21 protein-coding genes and 1 pseudogene are annotated in these 23,966 nt (G+C 34.4%); 20 read left to right on the forward strand and 2 right to left on the reverse strand.

The window, feature by feature from the left end:
* The first annotated feature begins 152 nt into the window (after positions 1–152).
* The 9 genes and pseudogenes from ACHZK0_RS10820 to adhP all read left to right on the forward strand — a co-directional run bounded on the left by ACHZK0_RS10820 (position 153) and on the right by adhP (position 8,114).
* Positions 153–641: a hypothetical protein gene (locus ACHZK0_RS10820; RefSeq protein WP_262743364.1), complete on the forward strand. Its 489-nt coding sequence runs from the start codon at positions 153–155 to the stop codon at positions 639–641.
* A 66-nt stretch (positions 642–707) separates the two neighbouring features.
* Positions 708–962, forward strand: a pseudogene (locus ACHZK0_RS10825) (hypothetical protein).
* Between the two features lie 114 nt (positions 963–1,076).
* Positions 1,077–1,625 (forward strand): cysteine hydrolase family protein, encoded by a 549-nt coding sequence (locus ACHZK0_RS10830; RefSeq protein WP_262743366.1) that lies wholly within the window; start codon positions 1,077–1,079, stop codon positions 1,623–1,625.
* A 296-nt stretch (positions 1,626–1,921) separates the two neighbouring features.
* Positions 1,922–2,815: a mechanosensitive ion channel family protein gene (locus tag ACHZK0_RS10835; protein ID WP_395761532.1), complete on the forward strand. Its 894-nt coding sequence runs from the start codon at positions 1,922–1,924 to the stop codon at positions 2,813–2,815.
* A gap of 178 nt (positions 2,816–2,993) precedes the next feature.
* Positions 2,994–4,091 carry a sensor histidine kinase gene (locus tag ACHZK0_RS10840; protein WP_262743373.1) on the forward strand — a complete coding sequence of 366 codons (1,098 nt, stop codon included), beginning with the start codon at positions 2,994–2,996 and terminating at the stop codon, positions 4,089–4,091.
* A gap of 14 nt (positions 4,092–4,105) precedes the next feature.
* Positions 4,106–4,741 carry a response regulator gene (locus ACHZK0_RS10845; protein ID WP_395761533.1) on the forward strand — a complete coding sequence of 212 codons (636 nt, stop codon included), beginning with the start codon at positions 4,106–4,108 and terminating at the stop codon, positions 4,739–4,741.
* Positions 4,742–4,953: 212 nt separating this feature from the next.
* On the forward strand, positions 4,954–5,808 hold the full coding sequence (locus tag ACHZK0_RS10850; protein ID WP_242252073.1) for a MurR/RpiR family transcriptional regulator: 855 nt from the start codon (positions 4,954–4,956) through the stop codon (positions 5,806–5,808).
* A 300-nt stretch (positions 5,809–6,108) separates the two neighbouring features.
* On the forward strand, positions 6,109–6,645 hold the full coding sequence (locus ACHZK0_RS10855; protein ID WP_270344150.1) for a methyltransferase family protein: 537 nt from the start codon (positions 6,109–6,111) through the stop codon (positions 6,643–6,645).
* A gap of 431 nt (positions 6,646–7,076) precedes the next feature.
* A complete protein-coding gene (adhP, locus tag ACHZK0_RS10860) occupies positions 7,077–8,114 on the forward strand; it encodes an alcohol dehydrogenase AdhP (protein ID WP_270343680.1) in 1,038 nt (345 codons plus the stop codon).
* Positions 8,115–8,244: 130 nt separating this feature from the next.
* Here the strand turns inward: adhP and ACHZK0_RS10865 are convergent, their stop codons facing one another.
* Positions 8,245–9,264, reverse strand: coding sequence for an ABC transporter permease (locus tag ACHZK0_RS10865; RefSeq protein ID WP_270608085.1), 1,020 nt, complete (start codon positions 9,262–9,264; stop codon positions 8,245–8,247).
* On the reverse strand, positions 9,261–10,163 hold the full coding sequence (locus tag ACHZK0_RS10870) for an ABC transporter permease subunit (RefSeq protein WP_262743372.1): 903 nt from the start codon (positions 10,161–10,163) through the stop codon (positions 9,261–9,263). Before ACHZK0_RS10870 ends, ACHZK0_RS10865 begins: the two co-directional genes overlap by 4 nt.
* A 513-nt stretch (positions 10,164–10,676) precedes the next feature.
* Here ACHZK0_RS10870 and gntK point away from each other — a divergent pair.
* The 11 genes from gntK to ACHZK0_RS10925 all read left to right on the forward strand — a co-directional run bounded on the left by gntK (position 10,677) and on the right by ACHZK0_RS10925 (position 23,965).
* The gene (gene gntK / locus ACHZK0_RS10875; RefSeq protein ID WP_395761534.1) at positions 10,677–12,215 is read left to right on the forward strand and encodes a gluconokinase; all 1,539 of its coding nucleotides are present in this window, start codon (positions 10,677–10,679) and stop codon (positions 12,213–12,215) included.
* Positions 12,216–12,229: 14 nt separating this feature from the next.
* Positions 12,230–13,579: a GntP family permease gene (locus ACHZK0_RS10880; protein ID WP_061678446.1), complete on the forward strand. Its 1,350-nt coding sequence runs from the start codon at positions 12,230–12,232 to the stop codon at positions 13,577–13,579.
* A gap of 18 nt (positions 13,580–13,597) precedes the next feature.
* Positions 13,598–14,494, forward strand: a complete 897-nt coding sequence (gene gnd, locus ACHZK0_RS10885; RefSeq protein ID WP_000765992.1) for a phosphogluconate dehydrogenase (NAD(+)-dependent, decarboxylating) — start codon at positions 13,598–13,600, stop codon at positions 14,492–14,494.
* A gap of 272 nt (positions 14,495–14,766) precedes the next feature.
* Positions 14,767–15,987, forward strand: a complete 1,221-nt coding sequence (locus ACHZK0_RS10890; RefSeq protein WP_262741747.1) for a glycosyltransferase — start codon at positions 14,767–14,769, stop codon at positions 15,985–15,987.
* 34 nt (positions 15,988–16,021) lie between these two features.
* Positions 16,022–17,176 (forward strand): glycosyltransferase family 1 protein, encoded by a 1,155-nt coding sequence (locus ACHZK0_RS10895; protein ID WP_262741746.1) that lies wholly within the window; start codon positions 16,022–16,024, stop codon positions 17,174–17,176.
* 145 nt (positions 17,177–17,321) lie between these two features.
* On the forward strand, positions 17,322–17,858 hold the full coding sequence (locus tag ACHZK0_RS10900) for an NADPH-dependent FMN reductase (RefSeq protein WP_000780350.1): 537 nt from the start codon (positions 17,322–17,324) through the stop codon (positions 17,856–17,858).
* Position 17,859: 1 nt separating this feature from the next.
* Entirely contained in the window at positions 17,860–19,089 is a 1,230-nt protein-coding gene (locus ACHZK0_RS10905; protein WP_395761535.1) for an MFS transporter, read from the forward strand.
* Between the two features lie 112 nt (positions 19,090–19,201).
* Positions 19,202–19,759: a YdcF family protein gene (locus ACHZK0_RS10910; protein WP_395761536.1), complete on the forward strand. Its 558-nt coding sequence runs from the start codon at positions 19,202–19,204 to the stop codon at positions 19,757–19,759.
* 102 nt (positions 19,760–19,861) lie between these two features.
* Positions 19,862–20,809, forward strand: a complete 948-nt coding sequence (locus tag ACHZK0_RS10915; RefSeq protein ID WP_262741744.1) for an ABC transporter ATP-binding protein — start codon at positions 19,862–19,864, stop codon at positions 20,807–20,809.
* 3 nt (positions 20,810–20,812) lie between these two features.
* Positions 20,813–22,324 (forward strand): ABC transporter permease/substrate-binding protein, encoded by a 1,512-nt coding sequence (locus ACHZK0_RS10920; RefSeq protein ID WP_270343669.1) that lies wholly within the window; start codon positions 20,813–20,815, stop codon positions 22,322–22,324.
* Positions 22,325–22,537: 213 nt separating this feature from the next.
* On the forward strand, positions 22,538–23,965 hold the full coding sequence (locus ACHZK0_RS10925) for a basic amino acid/polyamine antiporter (RefSeq protein WP_061678438.1): 1,428 nt from the start codon (positions 22,538–22,540) through the stop codon (positions 23,963–23,965).
* Position 23,966 lies beyond the last annotated feature (1 nt).

Consider the following 23,966-nt stretch of genomic DNA (forward strand, 5'->3'; position numbering starts at 1 on the left):
TCATAAAAAAAATTAATGTTCTATTAAGGAAAGTATGATACATTAATCGTGAGCAATATTCTATTTGTTCATGAAAGTGTTGAAAGTAGTCTTAAAATTAAAAAGTTATTTTTGTATAATAAATTATAATGAAATGACAGGGGGGATGAATTTTGAAAAAATTCATAATCACTGGATTGTCTGTATTGTTACTAGCTGGTTGCGGTACTCCACAGGAAAAAGAGGGTACACAATCAAAGCAGGAAGAAAAAGTTGTAAATGCAAGTAATGAGAATGTAGTTGTATTTCCTGAAGGATCGGTGCCAGTTGGAGAAGGAAAAGTGAAAGTTATTACGCCAGATGGCACGTCTGAAAATGGAAATATACCGGCTGTGTTCATCAAAAAGGATACTTTAATTCAGCAAGTTGAATTAGAGCTTTCTAATTTTCAAAACGAAAAAGAAACATTTATATTTGTAGATCAAGTATATGCAGATAAACATCAAGTCACTAGTACAACACAGACAACCGTACAATTAAAAGAAAAGATGCTTGAGACAGGTAATCATACGATTACTGCAGTTCAGTATGAAAACAATGACCCGAAAGGAAAGGTTATTAGTTTTAATCAAGCAACATTTGAAACAAAACCTGCGTCTTAATTAAGGATAAAAAGCACATTACTCAAAAAGTAGTGTGCTTTTTTATTTGGACTAGCGGATATAATACTGAATAACTTGTTTCGTTTTCTAATACGATTAAGTAGGAAGAAATCACTTGTTTCTACTATGACAGAGAAAGAGGCTGAAGATGTGAATCGGTATATCCGCATCCTCTTGATTCTTTTAACGATGTCAGTCATTTGGTTTGTGATTCAAGAGGTGACTTAAATTACGCTTGACTATCAAATTCACGACTTGTTAATAGGAGCTATTTGTTTTACCATTGTTTATCTATTATATGATAAACTCGGATTAAGGTAAGTTTCACATGAAAAATGTAGGTATTTCATGTGAAATGTCGAATAGTACATATGATGTCGTAATAACAAATTTTCTATTGTTTACTGTGAAACAGAAGAAGGGGAGAGAGTAGTTATGAAACGAGCTCTTATTAATATTGATTATACATATGATTTTGTAGCTGAAAAAGGTGCTTTAACTTGCGGGAAACCAGGGCAAGAAATTGAGAAGGAAATTGTACATATAACGAAGCAATATATTGAAAATGGAGATTACGTTGTCTTTGCAATTGATAAACATGAAGAAAATGATGTATATCATCCAGAATCAAAGTTATTTCCGCCTCATAATATAGCTGGTACAAATGGAAGAGATTTGTTTGGTGAATTACAAGATGTGTACGAAACATATAAAAATGTAGAGAATGTATATTATATGGATAAAACACGATATAGTGCATTTGCTGGAACAGACTTAGAGATGAAGTTAAGAGAAAGAGGGATAGAAGAAGTTCATCTTGTAGGTGTTTGCACGGATATTTGTGTTCTTCACACAGCAGTAGACGCTTATAACAAAGGATTTAAAATTGTTGTTTTTGAAAAGGCGGTTGCGTCTTTTAATGCGCAAGGACATGAATTTGCACTTGGACATTTTAAGTCATGCTTACATGCAGAAGTAAAGTAAAAAAGAGGCCTTTAAAAAGGTCTCTTTTTACGTTATAGCCCATTGTAAGTAACCTCCGCGAGTCGAAATGTATTCAAATGAACAATTCGGCGTTGTGTTAATATTCCCCTTTTTGTTTAGGGAAGTATTGAGGTCTCAAAATAAAGTCACTTATAAAAAGTTGTATTGTTATCTCCCTTTAGTGGATGAAAAAGGGTATATTTATAGAAGAAAGTGTAACAAGTAATAAGGAAATCAAAAAATATAACCATAAATTAGTTTTTCATGAAATTTTCATTAGTTAAGGGTGTGGATGGATGAGTTTATTAACGTATACTGAAGAATTTTTTAATTATGTAAGAGAGTTTTTACTTTTAAGATTTTTACTATTTGCTTTAGTTCTAATCATTATCTCATTTATAATCAACCGTATTATTGACTGGTTTTTTAGGAAATCAAGCTTTTTTGATGAAGAGGTAGAGCAAACGATTCAAAGTGTGATTCGATCTATTTTTAGATATATCATTATCATTAGTCTAATCATATATTTAATTAGCCAATTTGTAGATATAAAAAGTATCATTGCAGGTGCAGGGATAGCGGGGGTTGTTATTGGTTTTGCTGCACAACAGATGCTAAAAGATGTTATATTAGGCTTTGCGCGATTAGCGGACAAAGAGTTTCGTGTTGGCGATTTTGTTACTTTTAACGGAACAAATTCAGGAACGATTGAGGAAATTAGTATTCGTTTTATGCAAATTCGTGAATGGTCAGGAAAACTGCTAACTATACCACATGGAGAGATTAGAACGATACAAAATTTTAATAAAGGATGGATGCGTGTAATTGAACGGATTGCGGTAAGTTATCAGGAAGATCCTACAAGAGTTAAGGAATTGTTAGAAGAAGTTTGTGTAAATTGTAATGAAAAATTGGCTCCGAGTCTCTATACAGTAGAGGATGAAGCTGTTGAGCCGTTTAAATATGTTGGTGTTACAGATTTAAATCCGAATTTTAAATACGTTGGATATGAATTTTGTATTACAGGTTTAATAAAGCCAGAAGATTATTTTGAAACTTCTAGACAAGTAAGATTTGAATTAATGTCTATGTTCCATAAGAATCAAGTGCAGATGCCAGCAGCAAATATGGTCGTTACTGCTGAAAGCTTACAGCATGCTCGTGCTGGACAATCTTTATCGGACAGTTAAAGTAGAACAGTTTGTTAACAAAAATTCTGCAACCAACATTGGATAGAAAAATATTAATAAAATGATTGAGATAAAGAAAGAGCCGAAGGAATTTGGCTTTTTTTAATTTGTAGAATTTAGAAATTTCTTAATGTTATAATGGTAGTTGGTGATGAGAATGAATTTTGAAGAAAAAGAGATGCATCGTTTAGAAGCATTAAAAGCAATTGCTGAATTATTAAATGAAGCGACAGACTTACAGGACATGTTAGAAAAAGTGTTACATACATTGTTACAAGTTATGAATTTAGAAACAGGGTGGATCTTTTTTATTGATGAAAGTGGAAAGCACCGCATGCTTGTAGATCAGAACTTACCTCCAGCTCTTACGTGGCAAGAAAAAAAGCCAATGTGTGAAGGAGACTGTTGGTGTGTAGAGCGTTTTGTGAATGGCAGATTGGAAAAAGCAACAAATATTATTGAATGTAAGCGAATAGAGGATGCGATTGAATGTAATTGGGGAGAGACAGAAGATGTAACGCATCATGCGACAATTCCTCTTAGGTCTGGATCGGAGAAATTTGGTCTATTAAATGTGGCTTCGCCTCAAAAAACACATTTTTCAGAAGAAGAATTAGCATTATTAGAATCGATTGCATTTCAAATAGGTACGACAATACAACGTATTCAGTTAGTAGAAAAAGAACGTAAATACGTAGTGGTAGCTGAAAGAAATCGATTAGCTCGTGATTTACATGATTCAGTAAAACAATTGTTATTTTCTATTATGCTAACAGCAAAAGGTACTCTAAATATGACGCAAGATAGAGACTTGCAAGAGATGTTAAGTTATATTGGAGAATTATCACAGGAAGCATTACAAGAAATGACACTTTTAATTTGGCAATTAAGACCGGAAGGATTAGAGAAAGGTTTAGCAGAAGCAATTAAAAATTACGGGAAGTTGTTAGGGATTTTTGTGGAAGTTCGAATTGATGGAATGATTTCAATTGGGGATGAAATAGAAGAAGTTTTATGGCGTATTAGTCAAGAAGCAATACATAATTGTAAAAAACATGCTTCATGTGAAAAGGTAAATGTTCTTTTAAAAATAGAAAATAACCAGCTATATTTTTACATAGAGGATAACGGAATAGGCTTTATACAAGATAACGTAAGAGAGACAGCGCTTGGTTTAAAAAGTATGAAGGAACGCATTCAGTTAATAAAGGGATCGTTTCAAATAAAAACGGAGCTGAAAAAGGGTACGAAAATTGAAATTCAATTGCCGGTTTGAAGGGGAGAATAAGGTTGAAGATTAAATTACTTTTAGTTGAGGATCATCATATCGTTCGAAGAGGACTTGTATTCTTTTTGAAAACGAGAGAAGAATTTGAAATTGTTGGGGAAGCAGAAAATGGTGAAGAGGCATTAACATTCGTCCAAACAAAAAGGCCGGATATAGTATTAATGGATCTATCAATGCCGAAGATGGATGGTATTGAAGCAACGAAACGAATAAAACAATATGATGAGACAATTAAGATACTTATATTAAGCAGTTTTTCAGAGCAAGATTATGTTTTACCAGCACTAGAAGCTGGAGCAGATGGTTATCAATTAAAAGAAGTACAACCTGAGCAACTTGTAGCTTCTATCATTGCAGTACAGGAAGGGAATGCGAATTTTCACCCGAAAGTAACACCAGCACTCTTAGGACGGTCAGCGGTCAAAAAAGAAAAAGAAAACCCTTTTTCCATGTTAACGAAAAGAGAGCAAGAAGTACTTCGTGAAATTGCGAAAGGGAGAAGCAATAAGGAAATTGCAGCAGAGCTTCATATTACAGAACAAACTGTAAAAACACATGTTTCAAATGTTTTAGCTAAGTTGGAAGTAGATGATCGTACGCAAGCTGCATTATATGCGGTGAAACATGAGAAGAAATAATATTAAGTATGAATAATATAGTCATATGTTATGACAGAATACATAGAAGCAATTAAAAATGTATAGTGATTCTGAATAAAGGTTTTTCTTCTTTCAATAATTAGGTACAATAAGGTGAAACTTTAATCAGTGGGGGGCATTCCCACTGATTATTGGCCCGCAATAATTGTTTTTTTATGGAATAAGGATGCGATGGAAGGAGAAGATATGCTATGCCAGGTACAAGAAATGGGCTTGGAAAGATTCAGGCTTCGTTAAACGGTTTATCACCGAAATTGCGAAGTATTGCTGAACATATTTTGAAACATCCACAAGATGTTGTACATAAATCTATTACAGAATTAGCTGAAGTTACGAATAGCTCCGAAGCTACGATATTCCGCTTATGTAAGCATCTTGGTTTTCAAGGCTTTCAAGATTTAAAGATTACATTAGCTCGTGAAATTGTACATACTCCGATGCAAAATATTCATGAAGAAGTATCGGCGGAAGATAGTATGGTAACTGTTGCTAAAAAAGTTTTTCATTCGCATATTACAGGACTGCAAGATACATTACATTTACTAAACGATACAGCACTAGAGCAAGCGGTAAAAGTATTGCAAGATACAAGCCGTATTGAGTTTTATGGAAATGGTGGTTCCGGTATTATTGCGATGGATGCATATCATAAATTTATGAGAACTGGTATTTCTTGTATTGCTCATACAGATTCACATTTTCAAATTATGGGTGCGGGTTTACTAACTAAAGAAGCAGTAGTCATTGCAATTTCTCATTCTGGTAGCAATAAAGGGTTACTGGAAGCATTAGAAGTAGCAAAAGCGAGGGGAGTTCGCATTATTGCGATTACGAGCTATCAGAAATCAGCATTAAGTCAACTTGCTGATATTACATTATACACTTCAACACGTGAGACGGAATTTCGCACCGAAGCAAGTTCATCACGACTAGCACAGTTAAGTTTGTTAGATACTTTATACGTTGGGTTATCATTACAACGCCAAGAAGAAACGTTGCAAAATTTACAAAGTATACGTGAAACAATTTCGATGAAACGAATATAAAAGGCGATTTAAATGTTCAATTTCGATAATTACTGATAGGGTAATTAGTCCATTATGGGGCTGATTATCCTTTTTTATTTGCATAATGAATAAAAAGAATGAATATTCAACTCAATTCGTATAATGTAGATATGAAATTTGAATTGTATGTTTGGCATATGGGAGGAAGACAAAGCCTTGAAGGGTGTTTAATGAGAGTTAAAGAAATAATCATAGGTAAATAGAACGACAAACTGACAAATCAGATTGGGGTAAAAAGGAGTTAGTTATAAAATATTTTTATTGAAAGGATAAAGAATTATGTTTCTCATAGCTTATTTACCTATTCTTCTATATTTATTATTAGAGTTTTATAGAAGTTCACCTGTTAAAGAAGAAAAGCAAAATCGTGGTTCTAGTTTTTTTATCGGAGTAGTTTTTGCATTGATGTTAACCATTCCAGAGATTATGTATTTCTTTACAGTAAATAAGATTCATTCATTGCTGTTTTTCGGTGTTATTATCGCGCTAATCGGTGTATGGATAAGATTTTCTTCAATGAAAATTTTAGGTAGATTTTACAGTAGAAATGTCGGAATGCAAGGGGGACATAGGTTAATTCAAAACGGTCTATATAAATATGTTCGTCATCCTGGTTATTTAGGGTCTTTTTTGACCTTTTTAGGATTTGCAATATCTTCATCTTCATTCATTGCCGTTACCATAAATATCATTTTATTTTTCATTGTGTATTCGTATCGTATAAAAATTGAGGAGAGAGTCCTTATTAAGCTATTTGGTGAACAATATAGGCAATATCAGTCCAAGACTTGGCGAATTATTCCGTTTCTATACTAGGGATTATAGGAGGGATTTCTTAAATAGATGGATGTAGGATCTCACCACGTTATAAAAAGACAGGAACAAATAAGTTCCTGTCTTTGATTTTATTGCGTTTAAAGTGTATGACCTAAATATAATAATAGAAGGCTTTATTTAATTTTTATATTTATCTATATGAATATAACATTTTTAATCTCCAAAGCTTAAAATAGTATTCCCAAACTCAATATTTTTTTACATTTCTTTAAATATAGTAAGAAAACATTTGGTTAATAATTCAAATATTGTTCAATATTTAACAATGAGCTTTTAAAATTACATGTTATGATGAACTTGTAATGATGATTGAACATTTAAATTTGGCATAATGATTAGCCAAATCAGTGAAGACAGAAGTTTTGAGATGTACTCATTAAAATTCTAAAACACTAAAGGGGAGATCACATATGAAAGCAGTAGTAGTTAATAAAAATAGTAAAGCAAACATTGAAGTTATTGAAAAGGAATTACGTCCGTTACACTCAGGTGAAGCGTTAGTAGATGTAGAGTATTGTGGAGTTTGTCATACTGATTTACACGTTGCAAATCATGATTTTGGAAACACAGATGGCCGTATTCTTGGTCATGAGGGTGTAGGTATTGTTACGAAACTTGCTGATGATGTTACTTCACTAAAGATAGGTGATCGTGTAAGTATTGCGTGGATGTTCCAATCTTGTGGACGTTGTGAATATTGTGTAACTGGTAGAGAAACATTTTGCCGTGAAGTTAAGAATGCTGGTTATTCAGTAGATGGTGGTATGGCGGAACAATGTATTGTTACAGCTGACTATGCGGTGAAAGTACCAGAAGGATTAGATCCTGCTCAAGCATCATCAATTACATGTGCGGGCGTAACTACATATAAAGCAATAAAAGTATCAGATATTAAACCTGGTCAACCTATTGTCATCTATGGTTGTGGTGGATTAGGTAACCTAGCTATCCAATATGCTAAAAACGTATTTGGTGCAAAGGTAATTGCAGTAGATATTAATGATGATAAATTAGCGTTAGCAAAAGAGGTTGGCGCTGATATGACTATCAATCCAATTTCTCAAGGTCCTGCTGATAAGATTGTGCAAGATGAGCTTGGTGGTGCTTATGCTGCTGTAGTAACAGCGGTTTCTAAAGTAGCATTCAACTCAGCAGTTGATGCAGTACGTGCTTGTGGTAAAGTCGTTGCAGTCGGTTTACCAGTAGAAACTATGGATTTAAACATTCCGCGACTTGTACTAGATGGAATTGAAGTAGTTGGTTCTCTAGTTGGTACTCGTAAGGACTTAGAGGAGGCGTTCATGTTCGGTGCAGAAGGAAAAGTAGTGCCGGTTGTTCAAACTTGTTCTCTAGATAAAGTACAAAATGTATTCGAAGAAATGGAACAAGGTAGAATTCAAGGACGTATGGTAATCGATTTTAAACAGCATAATTGTGATTGTAAATAATTCACTTTAAATATAAAAAATATGAGTCTAGCAAAGGATATTAAAAAAGTTAGACGGCATAAAGAAGCTGATCCCTGCATTCAATAAGGATCAGCTTTTTTTAATATCAATGCTAATTAATGAGAAATGATTAAAGGTTCACTTTATCTGCAAACGAAAAAGAATCTTTACTTTTAACAAATTTTTTATGATTTGGAACAGTTTGAATTGCTACTGTTTGCAAATCTCTTGCTTTCAGTGCATCTTGAATCCCGATGGTCATAAGTTTAATAAAAAGAATCGTAATAAAGAATGAAACGAGAGTATAAAAAATAATCCACCATGAAAGATTCATTTCATAACGATTTAATCCAATAAGGCCTGCCCAATCGTTAGATAGAGAAACAGGTTTGAGCACTCCATCATAGAGTTCTCGCATTTGTATTCCGCCAATTACAATGTCAAGCAACGCTAAATGGATAACGAGTATGAGTGCTTGGACGATATGCTCCATAAATAACACAAATAAGCGATCAAGTAATAAGACTCGTAAGTGTTTTTTGATAATATGAAAACGGCTAGCCCCTAGCAATTGGGAACTTAAAATGTAATCTTGTTTCATAAATTCATCAACCTCTGAGGATATATATAAAGAAAGTGTAGGCAGAGCGACGAAAATAAGTACGAGTACTTGATAAAACGCAAATGAAATATTTGGATCTAATCTATCAGCATTTGATACGATTACAATATTAACGGGCGTGATGAGTATAAATGCGATAAATAAAGTAGGAATGTAATAAAAAACTTCTGAGCATGACTGGAAAAATCTCTTGAATTTTGGAGCATATAAACTTAAGAGGATTCCTATACATGTTCCGAATAAAATTCGAAAGAAGCTAATTGCCACGGCTAATAAAATGGTAAATTTTGCTCCTTCTATAATTTGTAAGAAAACAGACTCTCCAAAACGATCCGATCCAAAAGGCGGTATTAACGATGGTGGAAAGGGAGCCTTTCCAAGCAATTCGTTATTGTCATTGTAAAGTAACTGGGGAGCTTTTGGGATGGTATCTTTAAAAAACCAACTATAAATAAAACTAGCTGAAACAAGTATGAATAAATAAGTAAAGCCGATTAAAAATCGTTTTGATTTCCAAATAGATTTCATAAAGCTGCTCCTTTCAATTGCTTTTGCCATTTATTCATCATGAAAGAGATGATTTGAAAAATGGCGTAAAACGGTAAGATAATCATGACAAGTATGATAAATGCAGCTGGAGGTGAAATAAACGCCTTTTTAAATAAAAATTGAATAATGCCTTGCATATTAAAAACAAATTCTAAAATGAATAAGTTAGAAAGTAAGAAAACAAAAATCGTTTTTAAATGATGGAAGAAGTGGATAGATATATTTTTGAATAAATGAATGCGCAGTATATAACTGGATGAAAGGCCTTTTCCATATGCAACCTCTACGTAATGTTTTCCATGTTCTTCTTGTATGTATAACACCATCATTCGAAACATTTGTAATGTAGGTAAGACAGCTAAAGATAAAATAGGGAGTAAGTAAGCTCGATTTTCATTAAAAGAAATAATAGTGAAAGGAGCTTCCCCGAATTTCTGAAGTACCCATATGAAAAATATTTGCAAACAAATCATCATCATCATATCAGGGACAGCTTCTAATATGAATACAATTCGGTTTATCCATTTTTTTATATAATCTTTTGCTAAAAAATAAAAAAATGCCATGCTAGATGAAATAAAGAGTGCAAGCAAAAAGGCTACAAATAATACAGTAAATGAATATAGATAAGGTTCTAAAACAGTTGGAAATAATGGTGCTGTTTTTAAATGACCATACTTTGGGTCTGATCCTATAACCAACAATGATTCAGGGGAGAAAACCTGTTTTAACAGAGTAACGATCTGGTCAAAAAAATAAATGGGTTGAAAGGTGAATCCTTGTTGAGTGACAAATAAATAAGGTAAATTTAATAATAGTAACAGTGATAAAAGAATGGATGAAAGCTTAATTGTGAATTGAGATATTTTATGTAACATTAAATCCCTCCGACATCTTTTTACAACATTATACAATAAAGTCTAATATATTGTTTTATTTTTCTGAAAAATATAAATACTATTAAATTTTATAGTATGTAATATATATTTACAAGTTAATAAAGTGATAGTAGGATCCACGCTTTAAGACTATTAAGATAAACAGACGAGTGAACTTAATACAATAAAAACGAGCAAAGTGCAAAAAAAATGCCATTGCAGAGGTAGTTGCTGTACAACTCCTTTTTTATGCAAATGAATAGAACGTATGGAAGGACTCTCTATGTGTTGTTAATGAAAGAAAAAGAGTGTGTTGCGTAACGAATATAACGCAAATTTACCGCGGGGAAAAGCTAAATTTAGTATGTAAGTGAAATAGAATGTGAGGATTGTTTTTTTACCATGAAAAAAATTTTCTTTTTAAAACTTGATTTAAGAAAAAATATTTTATATACTAATTCATGTAAACGGTTTACTAGATCGTATTTTGCTAGAAACGAAGGGAAGATTTGCATGGAAACAAGGGGGAGAGTTATCGGGGTTGATATCGGTACCACAAGTACAAAAACGGTTGTGTTCACAGAAAAAGGAAAAGTCGTTGCATCACATGCAGTTGATTATCCAATTATTCAACCGAACGTCGGATGGGCTGAGCAAGATCCTGATGTAATATGTGCTGCTGTATATAAAACTGTAAGCGTTGCCATTGGAAAAGCTAACGTGTTGCCAGAAGATATTTCTTCAATCGGTATTAGTACAGCGATGCACGCATTAATTGCAGTAGATGAAAATGGTGCGCCATTAACGCGTTCTATCATTTGGGCAGATAATCGAAGTACGAAGCAATCAGAAAAATTATTACAACATATGAATGGGCATGATATTTATAGACGAACGGGTACACCAATTCATCCGATGTCGCCACTTTCTAAATTATTGTGGATGAAAGAGGAAGAGCCAGAATTATATGCGCGTACTTATAAATTTATTTCCATTAAAGAGTATGTTATGTATCAATTATTCTCACGTTACGTAGTGGATTATTCGATAGCATCTGCTACTGGGTTATTTAATTTAGAAACATTAAACTGGGATGAAGATGTTTTAACGATGTTACATATGTCACCAGAACAATTATCAACACCTGTGCCAACTACATATATTTTATCGGGGATGAAACCTGAATTAGCACAAAAGATGGGCATTCGTGAAGATACTCCAGTTGTTATTGGTGCAAGTGATGGTGTTCTTGCGAATGTAGGCGTTGGGGCAATATCGCCTGGATCGGCTGCAATTACGATTGGAACAAGTGGTGCGGTTCGAACAATTTCATCAAGTGTTAATACAGATGAAAAAGGAAGAACGTTTTGTTATGCATTAACAGACGAGCACTGGGTGATCGGCGGACCAACGAATAACGGCGGAATATTATTGAGATGGTTACGTGATGAATTCGGTAGCCCAGAACAAGAAGTAGCAAGGAAGCTTGGCATTGATCCTTATGATTTATTAATTAAATATGCGGAAAGTGTACCAGCTGGAGCAGGTGGATTGCTATTTTTACCATTTCTTTCTGGAGAACGAGCACCTTACTGGAATGCAAATGCGCGTGGTACATTCTTTGGAATTAATCTTCAGCATAAACGAGAACATTTTATACGAGCAGTTATGGAAGGTGTTTGTATGAGCGTATATTCTGTTGCACTTGCAATTAGGGATTGTACAGGGCCACTTACTGAAATACGCGTTTCAGGAGGATTTGCGAAATCTGCATTTTGGAGACAAATGCTATCCGATATGATGGGAAAAGAATTGCTTGTTCCTGAAAGTCATGAAGCATCTGCGCTTGGGGCAGCGGCAGTTGCTTTATATGCTGTAGGAAAAATTGATTCTCTTGAAGAGGTAAAGGATTGGATTGATATTGTTCATCACCATGTACCGAATAAAGAAAATACGGCTATATATTTAGAAATGTTTTATATGTATGAACGACTTTACAATCGCTTGAAAGAAGAATTTGATTGTATAGCTGCTTTCCAACGTAAACAATAGGGGGATTGGGAGAAATGGTAGTGGGGATCGTACTAGCGGCAGTTGTCATACTACTTTTACTTATTACGGTAGTAAAATGGCATCCATTTGTCGCGTTAATTTTAACAGCAATTGGTGTAGGGCTAGCAATGGGAATGCCATTGATTGGAACTTCGCCAAAAGATCCAGGGATTATCGACTCTATTAAACTAGGGCTTGGTAATACGTTAGGGTTTTTAGCGATAGTTTTAGCATTAGGAACGATGCTTGGAAAAATGATGGCCGAATCTGGCGGTGCTGAACGAATTGCTACCACATTAATTGATCGTTTTGGGAAGAAACGTGTTCACTGGGCGATGATGTTCGTTGCATTTTTAGTAGGTATTCCAGTATTTTTCCAAGTTGGATTTGTACTATTAATTCCATTAGTATTTACAATTGCGTTAGAAACGGGGGTATCACTTATTACAATCGGTATTCCACTAGTAGCAGGACTATCTGTTGTACACGGACTCGTTCCACCGCATCCAGCAGCGATGGCAGCGGTAGGTATTTTTAAAGCAGATGTAGGGAAAACAATTTTATATGCATTAATTGTCGGACTTCCAACTGCAATCATTTCAGGTCCGCTTTACGGGAAATGGATTGGTGCTCGTATACATAAAGAAGTGCCATTAGATATAGCAGAGCAATTTATTGAAAGAGATAAGAAGAAGGAACTTCCTAGTTTCGGAAATACATTGTTTACTATTTTACTTCCAGTATTTCTAATGTTAGGTGCATCGATTGCGGAAGTCGCGCTAAGCAAAACAAGTCAACTTGCACAAGTATTACACTTTATTGGAGATCCAATCGTCGCATTATTAATTGCAACGATATATTCTTTCTTTAGTCTTGGTTATGCAAAAGGTTTCTCAAAAGATAAAGTATTACAATTTACAAATGATTGCTTAGGGCCTATTGCGAACATATTGTTAGTTATCGGTGCAGGCGGCGCGTTTAATAAAGTATTATTGGATTCTGGAATTGGAACGACAATCGCAGAAATGGCGAAAGAATCTCATATTTCACCGATATTATTAGGTTGGGGAATTGCGGCACTTATCCGAATTGCGACAGGATCTGCTACAGTTTCTATGATGACAGCAGCTGGAATTGTAGCACCAATTGCAGCAAGTACACCAGGTGTAAACGTTGAACTGTTAGCACTTGCAACAGGTGCAGGATCATTAATTTTATCACATGTAAATGATTCTGGATTTTGGATGATTAAAGAGTATTTCGGAATGACTGTGAAAGAAACATTATTAACATGGACTGCAATGGAGACAATATTATCTGTTGTAGCACTTGGACTAATTTCGTTATTAAATATATTTGTATAGAATGGGAGATTGATTAATATGAAACTAGGCTTAATTGGATTAGGAAAAATGGGATTTCCATTAGCAGAACATTTATATGAAGACAAGCATGAAGTAGTTGTATACGATGTAAATAAAGAGCTTGTTGAAAAGGCAGGCGCTTTAGGGATTACTGCTCGTCATACATTAAAAGAAATGATAGCTGAACTAGAAGCTCCACGTACAATTTGGGTAATGGTACCTGCGGGAGAAGTTGTTGAATCAGTATTAAAAGATGTGTATCCATTATTAGAGGAAGGCGATATCGTTATTGAAGGTGGAAATTCATTCTATAAAGATACGTTACGCCGTGCTGAAGAAGCAAAAAGCTTCGGATTACATTATGTAGATATCGGTACATCAGGCGGTGTAGAAGGAGCTAGATACGGTGCTTGCTTAATGGTTGGTGGAGAAAAAGAAATTTACGACCAATTAGAACCTTTATTTAAAGATTTAGCAGTAGAAAATGGCTATTCTTATGCTGGCCGTGTTGGTAGTGGTCATTTCTTAAAAATGGTTCATAACGGTATTGAGTACGGCATGATGCAAGCAATCGCTGAAGGATTTGAAGTACTAGATAAGAGTGACTTTGATTTCAATTATGAAGATGTTGCAAAAGTATGGGCGAACGGATCAGTTATCCGTGGTTGGTTAATGGACTTAACTGAAAAGGCATTTGCAGATGATCCAAAACTAGATGGTATTAAAGGTGTAATGAACTCTTCAGGAGAAGGGAAATGGACTGTGGAAACGGCACTTGAACTTCAAGCGGCAGCACCAGTAATCGCAATGTCATTATTTATGCGCTACCGTTCTCAAGAAGATGATACATTCCACGGAAAAGTAGTTTCAGCTCTTCGTAATCAGTTCGGTGGACATGAAGTTGTGAAAAAATAGGGAATGATTTTTGAAAAGAAACTTGTGCATAAGCGCAAGTTTCTTTTTTTATAGTGAAAGAAGTTTCTCATTTAAAAATACCAATCAAACATTGTTTAATTGTACAGATTTTATCAAATATAAAGGGAAGTATGAAAGATGTCCCAATATAAAAAGAAGAATAAATAAAATGAAGTTTTCATAAATAGTAAAAGGATGGTTATGTCATCAGTGTAGCTATGAAATAGTGTTACATACGAGAAGAGCGTGTTAATAAAATATGAGGTGGTTAAATGGGAAATGAGCAAGTAAAGAATACAGGGGAAGAAAAAAAGTTATGTCTTTGTATGATTGTTAAAAACGAGTCTAGAATTATGGAAAGATGTTTAAATGCTACAAAATCAATTGTAGATTTTGTTTCTATTTGTGATACGGGATCAACTGATCATACACCTGAAATTATTGAAAATTGGTGTAAAGAAAATGAAATCCCTGGAACAGTTCATCATGAACCTTTTAAAAACTTTGGTTATAACAGAAGTTTAGCAGTTTCATTGGCACAAAAAACATATCCGGAAGCAGATTATTTATTAATATTAGATGCTGATATGATATTAGAAGTTGATCCAGAGTTTGATAAGACTAGTTTAACGGAAGACCATTATCTTACATTGCAATATGATATTCATATTAAGTATTGGCTTACACGCCTTTTGAAAGCTTCTTTACCATGGAAATCTGTCGGTGTTACTCATGAGTATTGGGATATAGATCGTTCCAAAGTTGGTGCGGATTACAATACGAGGGTAGCTAGGCTAGAGACACTTGTCGTTAACGATCCTGGAGATGGTGGTAGTAAAGCTGATAAATTCGAAAGAGATGAGAGGTTGTTGTTACAAGGGTTGAGTGATCCAGAAACAACGCCAGATTTGCATATAAGATATTTATTTTATTTAGCCCAAACTTATTTTCATTTAAGCCAATTTGAAGATTCTATTAAATGGTATAAAAAACGGGTGGAAGCAGGTGGATGGGTTGAAGAGGTGTTCTATTCGTTATTGCGAATAGGATTTTGTTATGAACAATTAGCAAACCGTTCAGCAAATAAACAATATGAAGTAACAGAAGCTGATGAAATAGAAAATGCAAAGAACCAAGAAGAGCAATATACAGCATTAGCTATTCTTTATTTTCAAAAAGCGTGGGAATATAGACCAACTCGGGCTGAACCATTATACCAGCTTGCAAGAATGTATCGATTAAAATCTCAAAATAATATTGCTTTGATGTATGCGTTGCAAGGGAAGGAAATTCCTTTTCCGAAAAATGATCTTCTATTTGTAGATTATCATGTGTATGATTACTTATTTGACTATGAGATTTCTATAAGTGCTTTTTATATACCGCATAAAAAACATTTAGGTGCAGTATCACAAAAATATTTGGAATCGAAAAAAGAAGAGCTACCGTTTCATATAGCAAATATGGTAGAAAGTAATGCGAAATTTTATTAAATACATTTTCAGTTAAAGGAGTAGTGGAGTAATCATGGAATTAATACGATGGGCGCTTGAACTAGGTGAATCTGTGCATGGAAATACGTATGAAGAATTGATGCCACTACTAGATTATTATTATGATCGTGATCATTTAAAAGCGTATTGTGTCGCAAACCTTCTTTTAGAAATGGACGTAGCGGATGAGCATCGGGAAAAAATCGAATTAAGAAGGTGCATTGCTGCTTATTATGCTGGATTATATAAAGTAGCAAAAAAACATGCAAATGAGCTTTTACTGAAATATCCAGATGTGGATTTATATAAAAATAATTTAAGACTAATGGAAGCATATTTGAATAAAGAATATGATTATTGTCTTTTTATATGTCCAAAGACGTATGGTAGTTTTATAGATGTCGCGCGAGCATTGAAATGGCGATTGGAGCAAGAGGGAAATACAGCAATTATATCAGAAACAATACTAGAAAATGTGAAAAATACAATTGTTTTTGGAGCACATACGTATGCACATAACCCAAATCTACTACCGAAAAATGCAATTATTTATAATTTAGAACAGCTATATGAAGGAAGCCCTTATGCCCATCCATTTTATTTAATATTGTTAAAAGATAAGGAGATTTGGGATTATAGTAAACAAAATATAGAATGGTTAAAACAAAAAGGAATAGGAAAAGAAATAAAACATGTAGGAATGAACTATGCTCCAACTTTGGAAATAAAAAAAGATGCATTTGATGATGAGGTCACTGAAGACATTGATATACTGTTTATAGGTGCTCTTAATTCGAGGCGGCAAGCTATTTTAGATCAATTAAAAGCAGTTGCTCCAAATTTAAATATAGTTTTTAAAAATAATGCGTGGGGAATTGCTAGAAATGAGTTGATTGCTAGGTCTAAAATTATATTAAATATTCATTTTTACTTGTCAGGCATTCTTGAAACACCTCGGGTATCTTATGCAGTGGCAAATAAGAAATTTATTATTTCGGAAAATAGTAATCCAGAGGACGAGATGGAGTGGCCAGGAATTGTGTTTACTTCGTACGAAAAAATAATAGAAAATATTTTGAAATATATAGCTTTACCAGAAGAACGTACTAAATTAGCAGAAAAAGCGTATACCCATTTTGAAGCGAATGGAAGCAGAGGTATACTGAGTCATAATGGTGGAGAATCGTAATTGTGAAGAACTCATACTTTCGTATGAGTTCTTTTTTTGCCTATCATACTATTTTATCAAGCTAGTTCCCTCTTTATATTGTGTTTTGTATAGAAATTTCTGATAATATATAAGTATAACTTGAAAACAAAGGGGAGAAATAATTATGAAACTAGTCGTTATTAACGGTACACCAAGAAAATTCGGTAGAACGCGTGTGGTGGCAAAATATATTGCTGATCAATTTGAAGGGGAGTTATACGATTTAGCAGCAGAGGAATTGCCTTTATATAATGGGGAAGAATCACAACGTGAATTAGAAGCGGTAAAAAAATTAAAGGCGTTAGTGAAAACTGCAGACGGTGTAGTACTATGTACACCTGAATATCATAATGCAATGAGTGGTGCGTTGAAAAATTCGTTAGATTACTTAAGTAGTAGTGAATTTGTTCATAAACCTGTCGCATTACTTGCAGTTGCAGGAGGCGGTAAAGGTGGAATAAACGCATTAAACAGTATGCGCACTGTTGCAAGAGGGGTATACGCAAATGCCATCCCAAAACAAGTGGTGCTTGATGGACTTCATGTACAAGACGGTGAACTGGGAGAAGATGCAAAACCATTAATTCATGATTTAGTTAAAGAATTAAAAGCATATATGGGTGTATATAAAGAGGTGAAAAAACAACTAGGAGTTGAGTGATATGCCATCTCTGTATAAAGATTCACGCTTGTATTTCATTCTAGGGGCCAATAGTTTATCAGCTATTGGTTCCGGAATTGTTATGATAACGATTCCGTGGCTGTTAATTAAAGAGAGTGGTGGAGATACTACGTTTGGCTATGTTTCCATCATCGCAACTCTGATTATGTTTTTATTAACACCGTTTATTGGGCAAAGTATTGATCGCTTTTCAAGAAAATCTTTATTATTATGTAATGAAGGTATCGGGATAGTCGTTATAGGAATGATGGCTATATGGGGATTTACTGGGCAACCTTATCATTCAATTCACTATATTCTTATTTATATAGCAGGGTCATTTTACTATTTATTATTTTATCCTACAATATTTGCGTTCAACCAAGAGATATTTCAAGCAGAACATTATAAAAATTTAAGTGGAACAATGGAAATACAAGGACAGTTAACACAAGTTATTTCAGGAGCGGCTGCTAGCTTCCTTATTGAAATCATTTCTTTAAAATGGATTTTGTTAGTAGATATGTTAACTTTTGCAGGAGCTTTCATCCTTTTCTTATGTATACCGTACGTAAAGAAAAAGGAAGTAAAAAAGAAAGTAACATTTAAGAAGCAATTGTTCGAAGGGATTCACTTCATGCAAAAGCGTCCGAAGTTCTTTTGGTTTTTACTTGCAACTTATATGCCTTTTATCGGTGTGATGATGGCAAATTATTTAATCCCGGTATATATTTCAGATATATTAAAAGCCAGTGCCTCAGTATACGCAATAGAAGGTATGATGTACGGTGTCGGAGCGGTTCTTGCGGGAATAGGTATTCCAATTATGATGAAATATATAAAGATAGAAGTTTCAATCGTGATGACGATGCTCATTTATGTAATTTCAATTACCGCAATGATTATTGAGCCTTCCGTAATGTTGTTATATGGACTTGCAATTTTTCATGCAGTTGGAAATGCGGGTACAAGAGTGGCAAGAAATGTATTGATGATGGAGGAAATTCCAAACGAAGTAATGGGACGTGTAGACAGCTTATTTCGATTAATTGGTACAGGAATACGAATTGTATTATTAATGCTGTTTACAGTTGGTGTTTCTAAAACTGGGGTAATGCTCCCTTTTTACGTATTAAGCTGCATATTGATCTTTTCATTAGGAATCGCTATGTATTATATACTTTCTCAACGTAAAGTAGGGACGAACGTTGAGAATAAATCAATCGTATAAAGTGAAACTTTAATCAGTGGGGATCTTACTGCCCGTTAACGCGGGATAAAAAGTACTTCTGCCTTCCTATCTTTTTCTATATAATAAATAGAAAGGGAGTGCAAACTAATTTATGAACAAATGGATCTTGCTTATAATCTTATTATTACCACCACTATACATTCTTTATATGACGTTTCGAATGAAAAATGTTGCCCGTGAAAAATTGAGTAATCACTCTCCGTACGTTCTTATATTAGGCGCAAAGTTATTTGGAGATAGACCGTCTTTATCTCTTCAAAACCGTTTGGATGTAGCGTTAGAATATTTATATTCCCATCCTGAAGCGAAAGTAATTGTTTCAGGTGGTCAAGGGGAAGATGAAGATATACCGGAAGCTCATAGTATGAGAAACTATTTAATGGTACATGGTATAGAGGATGGTCGTATTTTAATAGAAGATCAATCTACAAATACGTATGAGAATGTAAAGTTTAGTATGGATTTATATGATGTGAAACATGCGGTAGTTGTAAGTAATACGTATCATTTATATAGAACGAAAATAATTGCAAAGCGTTTAGGCATGAAGATGGAGGCACTAGCTGCTGAAACACCAATGCGTTCTAAGAGGAAAATGTATGTACGTGAATATGCTGCAATAATGAAAACAATATTGTTCGACCATTAGAGCTCAAATAGGGGCTCTTTTTTTGTAGAATAATGCGTATCATTTGAAATGAATTCCATCTTCCATCAAAATAAAGGAAACAACGATAAAGGAGTTGTATTTGTGATTCAATTTAATCATGTGTCAAAAGCGTATGAAGATGGCACGAAAGCAGTGGATTCATTGCATTTAGAAATTAAAAAGGGAGAGTTTTTTGTCCTTATTGGTCCGAGTGGTTGCGGGAAAACAACGACAATGAAAATGATTAATCGTTTAATTGAAACGACTGAAGGATCGATTTTAATCGATGGAAAAGATATTCAACAATATAATATAAACGAATTACGTTGGAATATAGGATACGTGTTGCAGCAAATCGCTTTGTTCCCGCATATGACAATTGCAGAAAATATTGCAGTTGTTCCTGAAATGAGAAAATGGAGCAAAGAAAAAACAAAAGCCCGTGTCGATGAATTGCTACAGATGGTCGGGCTAGATCCAGACGTATATCGCGATCGTATGCCTGATGAATTGTCAGGAGGTCAAAAGCAGCGCGTTGGTGTTGTACGGGCATTAGCCGCAAATCCGAAAATCGTTCTTATGGACGAACCATTTAGTGCGTTAGATCCACTAAGTAGAGAGCAGCTTCAGAAGGATATTGTACAATTGCAAAAAAAGATTCAAAAAACAATTGTATTTGTAACGCATGATATGCAAGAAGCGTTATCACTTGGCGATCGTATTTGCATTATGAAAGAAGGAAAAGTTGTTCAATTAGATACACCAGAAGGAATTGTACATAATCCGAAAAATGAATTTGTAGAGGAGTTCATTGGAAATCGTGGACGACCTTGGTATGAGGGCATGAATATAGGAGATGTAATGCCGCTAGACGATCGCACACGAGTTGAAGGGATTGCTTTATCTTTGCATTCTCCTTTACAAGAAGCACTTATTTGCTTACAAGCTGAAGAATCAGTGCCAGTTGAAGAAAATGGTCAATATGTTGGAGCTTTAACAAGTCGTCATATTGTCAATTACATAGTTGAACAAATGAAGGAAAGAGGCTAAACAGTGACGGATTTTATACAAACGTTCCAAGAACGAAAAATAGAATTACTTACTGCATTAAGTGAGCATTTACAAATATCGCTTATTTCATTATTTTTTGCAGTAATTATTGCGGTACCGCTTGGTATTTTATTAACGAGAAAAGAACGAATGGCTGAGTTTATTATAGGAACTTCTGCAGTTATGCAGACGGTCCCATCACTGGCATTACTCGGACTTTTAATTCCGTTAGTAGGAATTGGAAAACTTCCAGCCATTATTGCATTAGTTGTGTATGCACTATTACCTATTTTACGAAATACATATACAGGAATAAGGGAGTTAGATGAATCTTTAATCGAAGCAGCGAGAGCTATGGGAATGAATAGCTGGAGAAGACTGTGGAAGGTAGAGCTTCCTCTTGCATTACCAATTATTATGGCCGGTATTCGTACGGCGATGGTATTAATTGTTGGAACGGCTACATTAGCAGCTCTTATAGGTGCTGGTGGGCTCGGTAAACTCATATTGCTAGGTATCGATCGAAATGATCATGCACTTATCATTTTAGGGGCCGTACCAGCCGCGTTACTCGCTTTATTCTTTGATGTAGTACTTCGAGTACTTGAGAGCCCAAAACGCTCTTCTAAGCGTGTTATATTGACGATATGTATTGTTTGTATCATGATTGCTTCTCCATTTCTTTGGAATACAGAAAAGAAAGATATTGTTATTGCTGGCAAACTTGGATCAGAACCTGAAATTTTAATTCAAATGTATAAGCAACTTATCGAACAAGATACCGATTTACATGTAGAATTAAAACCAGGTCTTGGAAAAACAGCATTTGTATTTGAAGCATTGAAATCGGGTGAAGTAGATATATACCCTGAATTTTCGGGAACAGCTTTATCTACTTTCGTGAAAGAAGAGCCAAAAAGTACAAATCGGGATGAAGTATATGAGCAGGCACGCACTGGAATGGAAAAGAAATATGATATGGTGATGTTGAAGCCGATGGAGTATAACAATACGTATGCACTAGCCATGCCGAAAAAAATAGCAGATCAAAATAATATAAATACAATTTCTGATTTAGGAAAAATGGCACAGGATGCGAAAGTAGGATTCACATTAGAATTTGCTGATCGTGAAGATGGTTATAAAGGAATGCAAAAATTATATAACTATAAGTTTGCAAATGTGAAAACGATGGAACCGAAACTACGTTATAGTGCAATTCAATCAGGGGATGTTAATGTAATCGATGCATATTCAACTGATAGTGAACTTGAGCAATACGGACTGAAAGTGCTAAAAGATGATAAAGGATTATTCCCACCATACCAAGGTGCACCGTTATTAAGAAAAGAGACGTTACAGAAATATCCTGAACTTGAAAAAGTATTAAATAAATTATCTGGGAAGATTACCGATGAAGAAATGCGAAAAATGAATTATGAAGTAAATGTGAATGGTAAAGGTAGTGAAGAAGTAGCAAAACAATTTTTACAAAAAGAGAATTTACTTCGTTAATTTTACAAGAAATATACAAATTTATATGTATGAAATGACCGTTCATTACAAAATGAACGGTTTTTTTGTGCATACTTATACATTTTTTCAAAAAAGTATTCCATTTTTCTTCATTTTCTTTTAGAATAAGTAATGTTTTCCTGAAAAAATATAAGAGAAACGTCTATTAGAGAAAAAGGTGACTTTAATAGTTGAACGAACATAACACCTAGAATGACAGATGGGGTGGTACAAATAGAAAAGAAGTTAGGATTTTTTCCATTAATTGCATTAGTAGTCGGAACAATGGTTGGTGGCGGTGTTTTTAGTTTACCGCATGATTTAGCAGTAGGAGCAAATAGCGGCTCTATAATAATTGGCTGGTGTATTACAGCGATGGGAATGATTCCACTCGCGCTCGTATATCAAACGTTAGCAAGACAAAAACCAGAGCTTGAGGGCGGAATCTATAGTTATGCACGTGCTGGTTTCGGTGAATATATTGGATTTAACAGTGCTTGGGGATACTGGTTAGCAGGAATTTTAGGAAACGTTGCAACAATCATGTTACTGTTTAGTACATTAGGTTATTTCTTCCCAATTTTTAAAGGTGGAAATAATGTTGCGTCTATCGTAGGAGCATCACTTTTATTATGGACACTTCATTTTCTAATTTTATTTGGAATCCGTGAAGCATCTATTATGAATGTTATTGCAACGATAGGGAAATTAGTTCCAATCGTTTTATTTATTGTTGTAATGGTAACGGCGTTTCGCTGGGATACATTTACACATGATTTTTGGGGAGAAGGAACGATCTCAGTTTCCTCTATACTGGGTCAAGTGAAAAATACAATGCTTGTAACTCTTTGGGTTTTTATTGGGGTTGAAGGAGCGGTTGTATTATCAGGTAGAGCGAAAAATAGCCGAGATGTTGGTAAAGCGACAGTACTTGGACTTATTTTAGTAATGTCTATTTATATTTTAATTTCTGTCTTGTCAATGGGAGCGATGTCAAGAGGAGAGCTTTCCGTGTTAGAAACTCCGTCAATGGGACATGTATTAGAGCATGTTGTTGGGACATGGGGCGCAGTTGCGATTAACATCGGATTAGTTGCTTCACTTGTAGGTACATTAATAGGCTGGTTTTTACTTGTTTCTGAAATTTCCCACGTAGCAGGAAAAGATGGCGTGTTTCCAAAAGTCTTTACGAAAACAAATAAAAAACAAACGCCACATATGGCATTATGGATCTCAAATGGCGTTGCCCAAATTATATTTATAATCGTTCTGTTTTCAGAATCGACTTATCAAATTATGTATTTCATAGCGTCAACATCAATTTTAGTACCATATTTATTATCAGCGTTATTCCAATTCAAATTAGTTATTACAAACGAACTAAAAGATGCAAAAGTAAAAAACGGCTCGTTAGCTTTAATTGCTTCTATTTATTCTGTATGGCTTCTATATGCAGCAGGTTTGAAAAATTTATTACTTGTTTCAATCGTATATGGAATCGGGATTATTGTTTACGTGTATGCAAGAAAAGAAAAAGGAAATCGTTGTTTTAGAGGTATTGAGAGATATGTAATGTGGGCAATTGTTATTGCAGCTATCACATCAATCTATATGTTATTGACTGGAAATATAAAAATGTAAA

Source organism: Bacillus sp. 3G2 (assembly GCF_044324725.1).
Lineage (GTDB): Bacteria > Bacillota > Bacilli > Bacillales > Bacillaceae_G > Bacillus_A > Bacillus_A mobilis.

Coding starts and splice junctions, on each gene's coding strand:
- ACHZK0_RS10830 (WP_262743366.1), top strand. CDS start 1,077: ATGAAACGAGCTCTTATTAATATTGATTATACATATGATTTTGTAGCT.
- ACHZK0_RS10835 (WP_395761532.1), top strand. CDS start 1,922: ATGAGTTTATTAACGTATACTGAAGAATTTTTTAATTATGTAAGAGAG.
- ACHZK0_RS10840 (WP_262743373.1), top strand. CDS start 2,994: ATGCATCGTTTAGAAGCATTAAAAGCAATTGCTGAATTATTAAATGAA.
- ACHZK0_RS10850 (WP_242252073.1), top strand. CDS start 4,954: ATGCCAGGTACAAGAAATGGGCTTGGAAAGATTCAGGCTTCGTTAAAC.
- ACHZK0_RS10855 (WP_270344150.1), top strand. CDS start 6,109: ATGTTTCTCATAGCTTATTTACCTATTCTTCTATATTTATTATTAGAG.
- adhP (WP_270343680.1), top strand. CDS start 7,077: ATGAAAGCAGTAGTAGTTAATAAAAATAGTAAAGCAAACATTGAAGTT.
- ACHZK0_RS10865 (WP_270608085.1), bottom strand. CDS start 9,264: ATGAAATCTATTTGGAAATCAAAACGATTTTTAATCGGCTTTACTTAT.
- ACHZK0_RS10870 (WP_262743372.1), bottom strand. CDS start 10,163: ATGTTACATAAAATATCTCAATTCACAATTAAGCTTTCATCCATTCTT.
- gntK (WP_395761534.1), top strand. CDS start 10,677: ATGGAAACAAGGGGGAGAGTTATCGGGGTTGATATCGGTACCACAAGT.
- ACHZK0_RS10880 (WP_061678446.1), top strand. CDS start 12,230: ATGGTAGTGGGGATCGTACTAGCGGCAGTTGTCATACTACTTTTACTT.
- gnd (WP_000765992.1), top strand. CDS start 13,598: ATGAAACTAGGCTTAATTGGATTAGGAAAAATGGGATTTCCATTAGCA.
- ACHZK0_RS10890 (WP_262741747.1), top strand. CDS start 14,767: ATGGGAAATGAGCAAGTAAAGAATACAGGGGAAGAAAAAAAGTTATGT.
- ACHZK0_RS10895 (WP_262741746.1), top strand. CDS start 16,022: ATGGAATTAATACGATGGGCGCTTGAACTAGGTGAATCTGTGCATGGA.
- ACHZK0_RS10900 (WP_000780350.1), top strand. CDS start 17,322: ATGAAACTAGTCGTTATTAACGGTACACCAAGAAAATTCGGTAGAACG.
- ACHZK0_RS10905 (WP_395761535.1), top strand. CDS start 17,860: ATGCCATCTCTGTATAAAGATTCACGCTTGTATTTCATTCTAGGGGCC.
- ACHZK0_RS10910 (WP_395761536.1), top strand. CDS start 19,202: ATGAACAAATGGATCTTGCTTATAATCTTATTATTACCACCACTATAC.
- ACHZK0_RS10925 (WP_061678438.1), top strand. CDS start 22,538: ATGACAGATGGGGTGGTACAAATAGAAAAGAAGTTAGGATTTTTTCCA.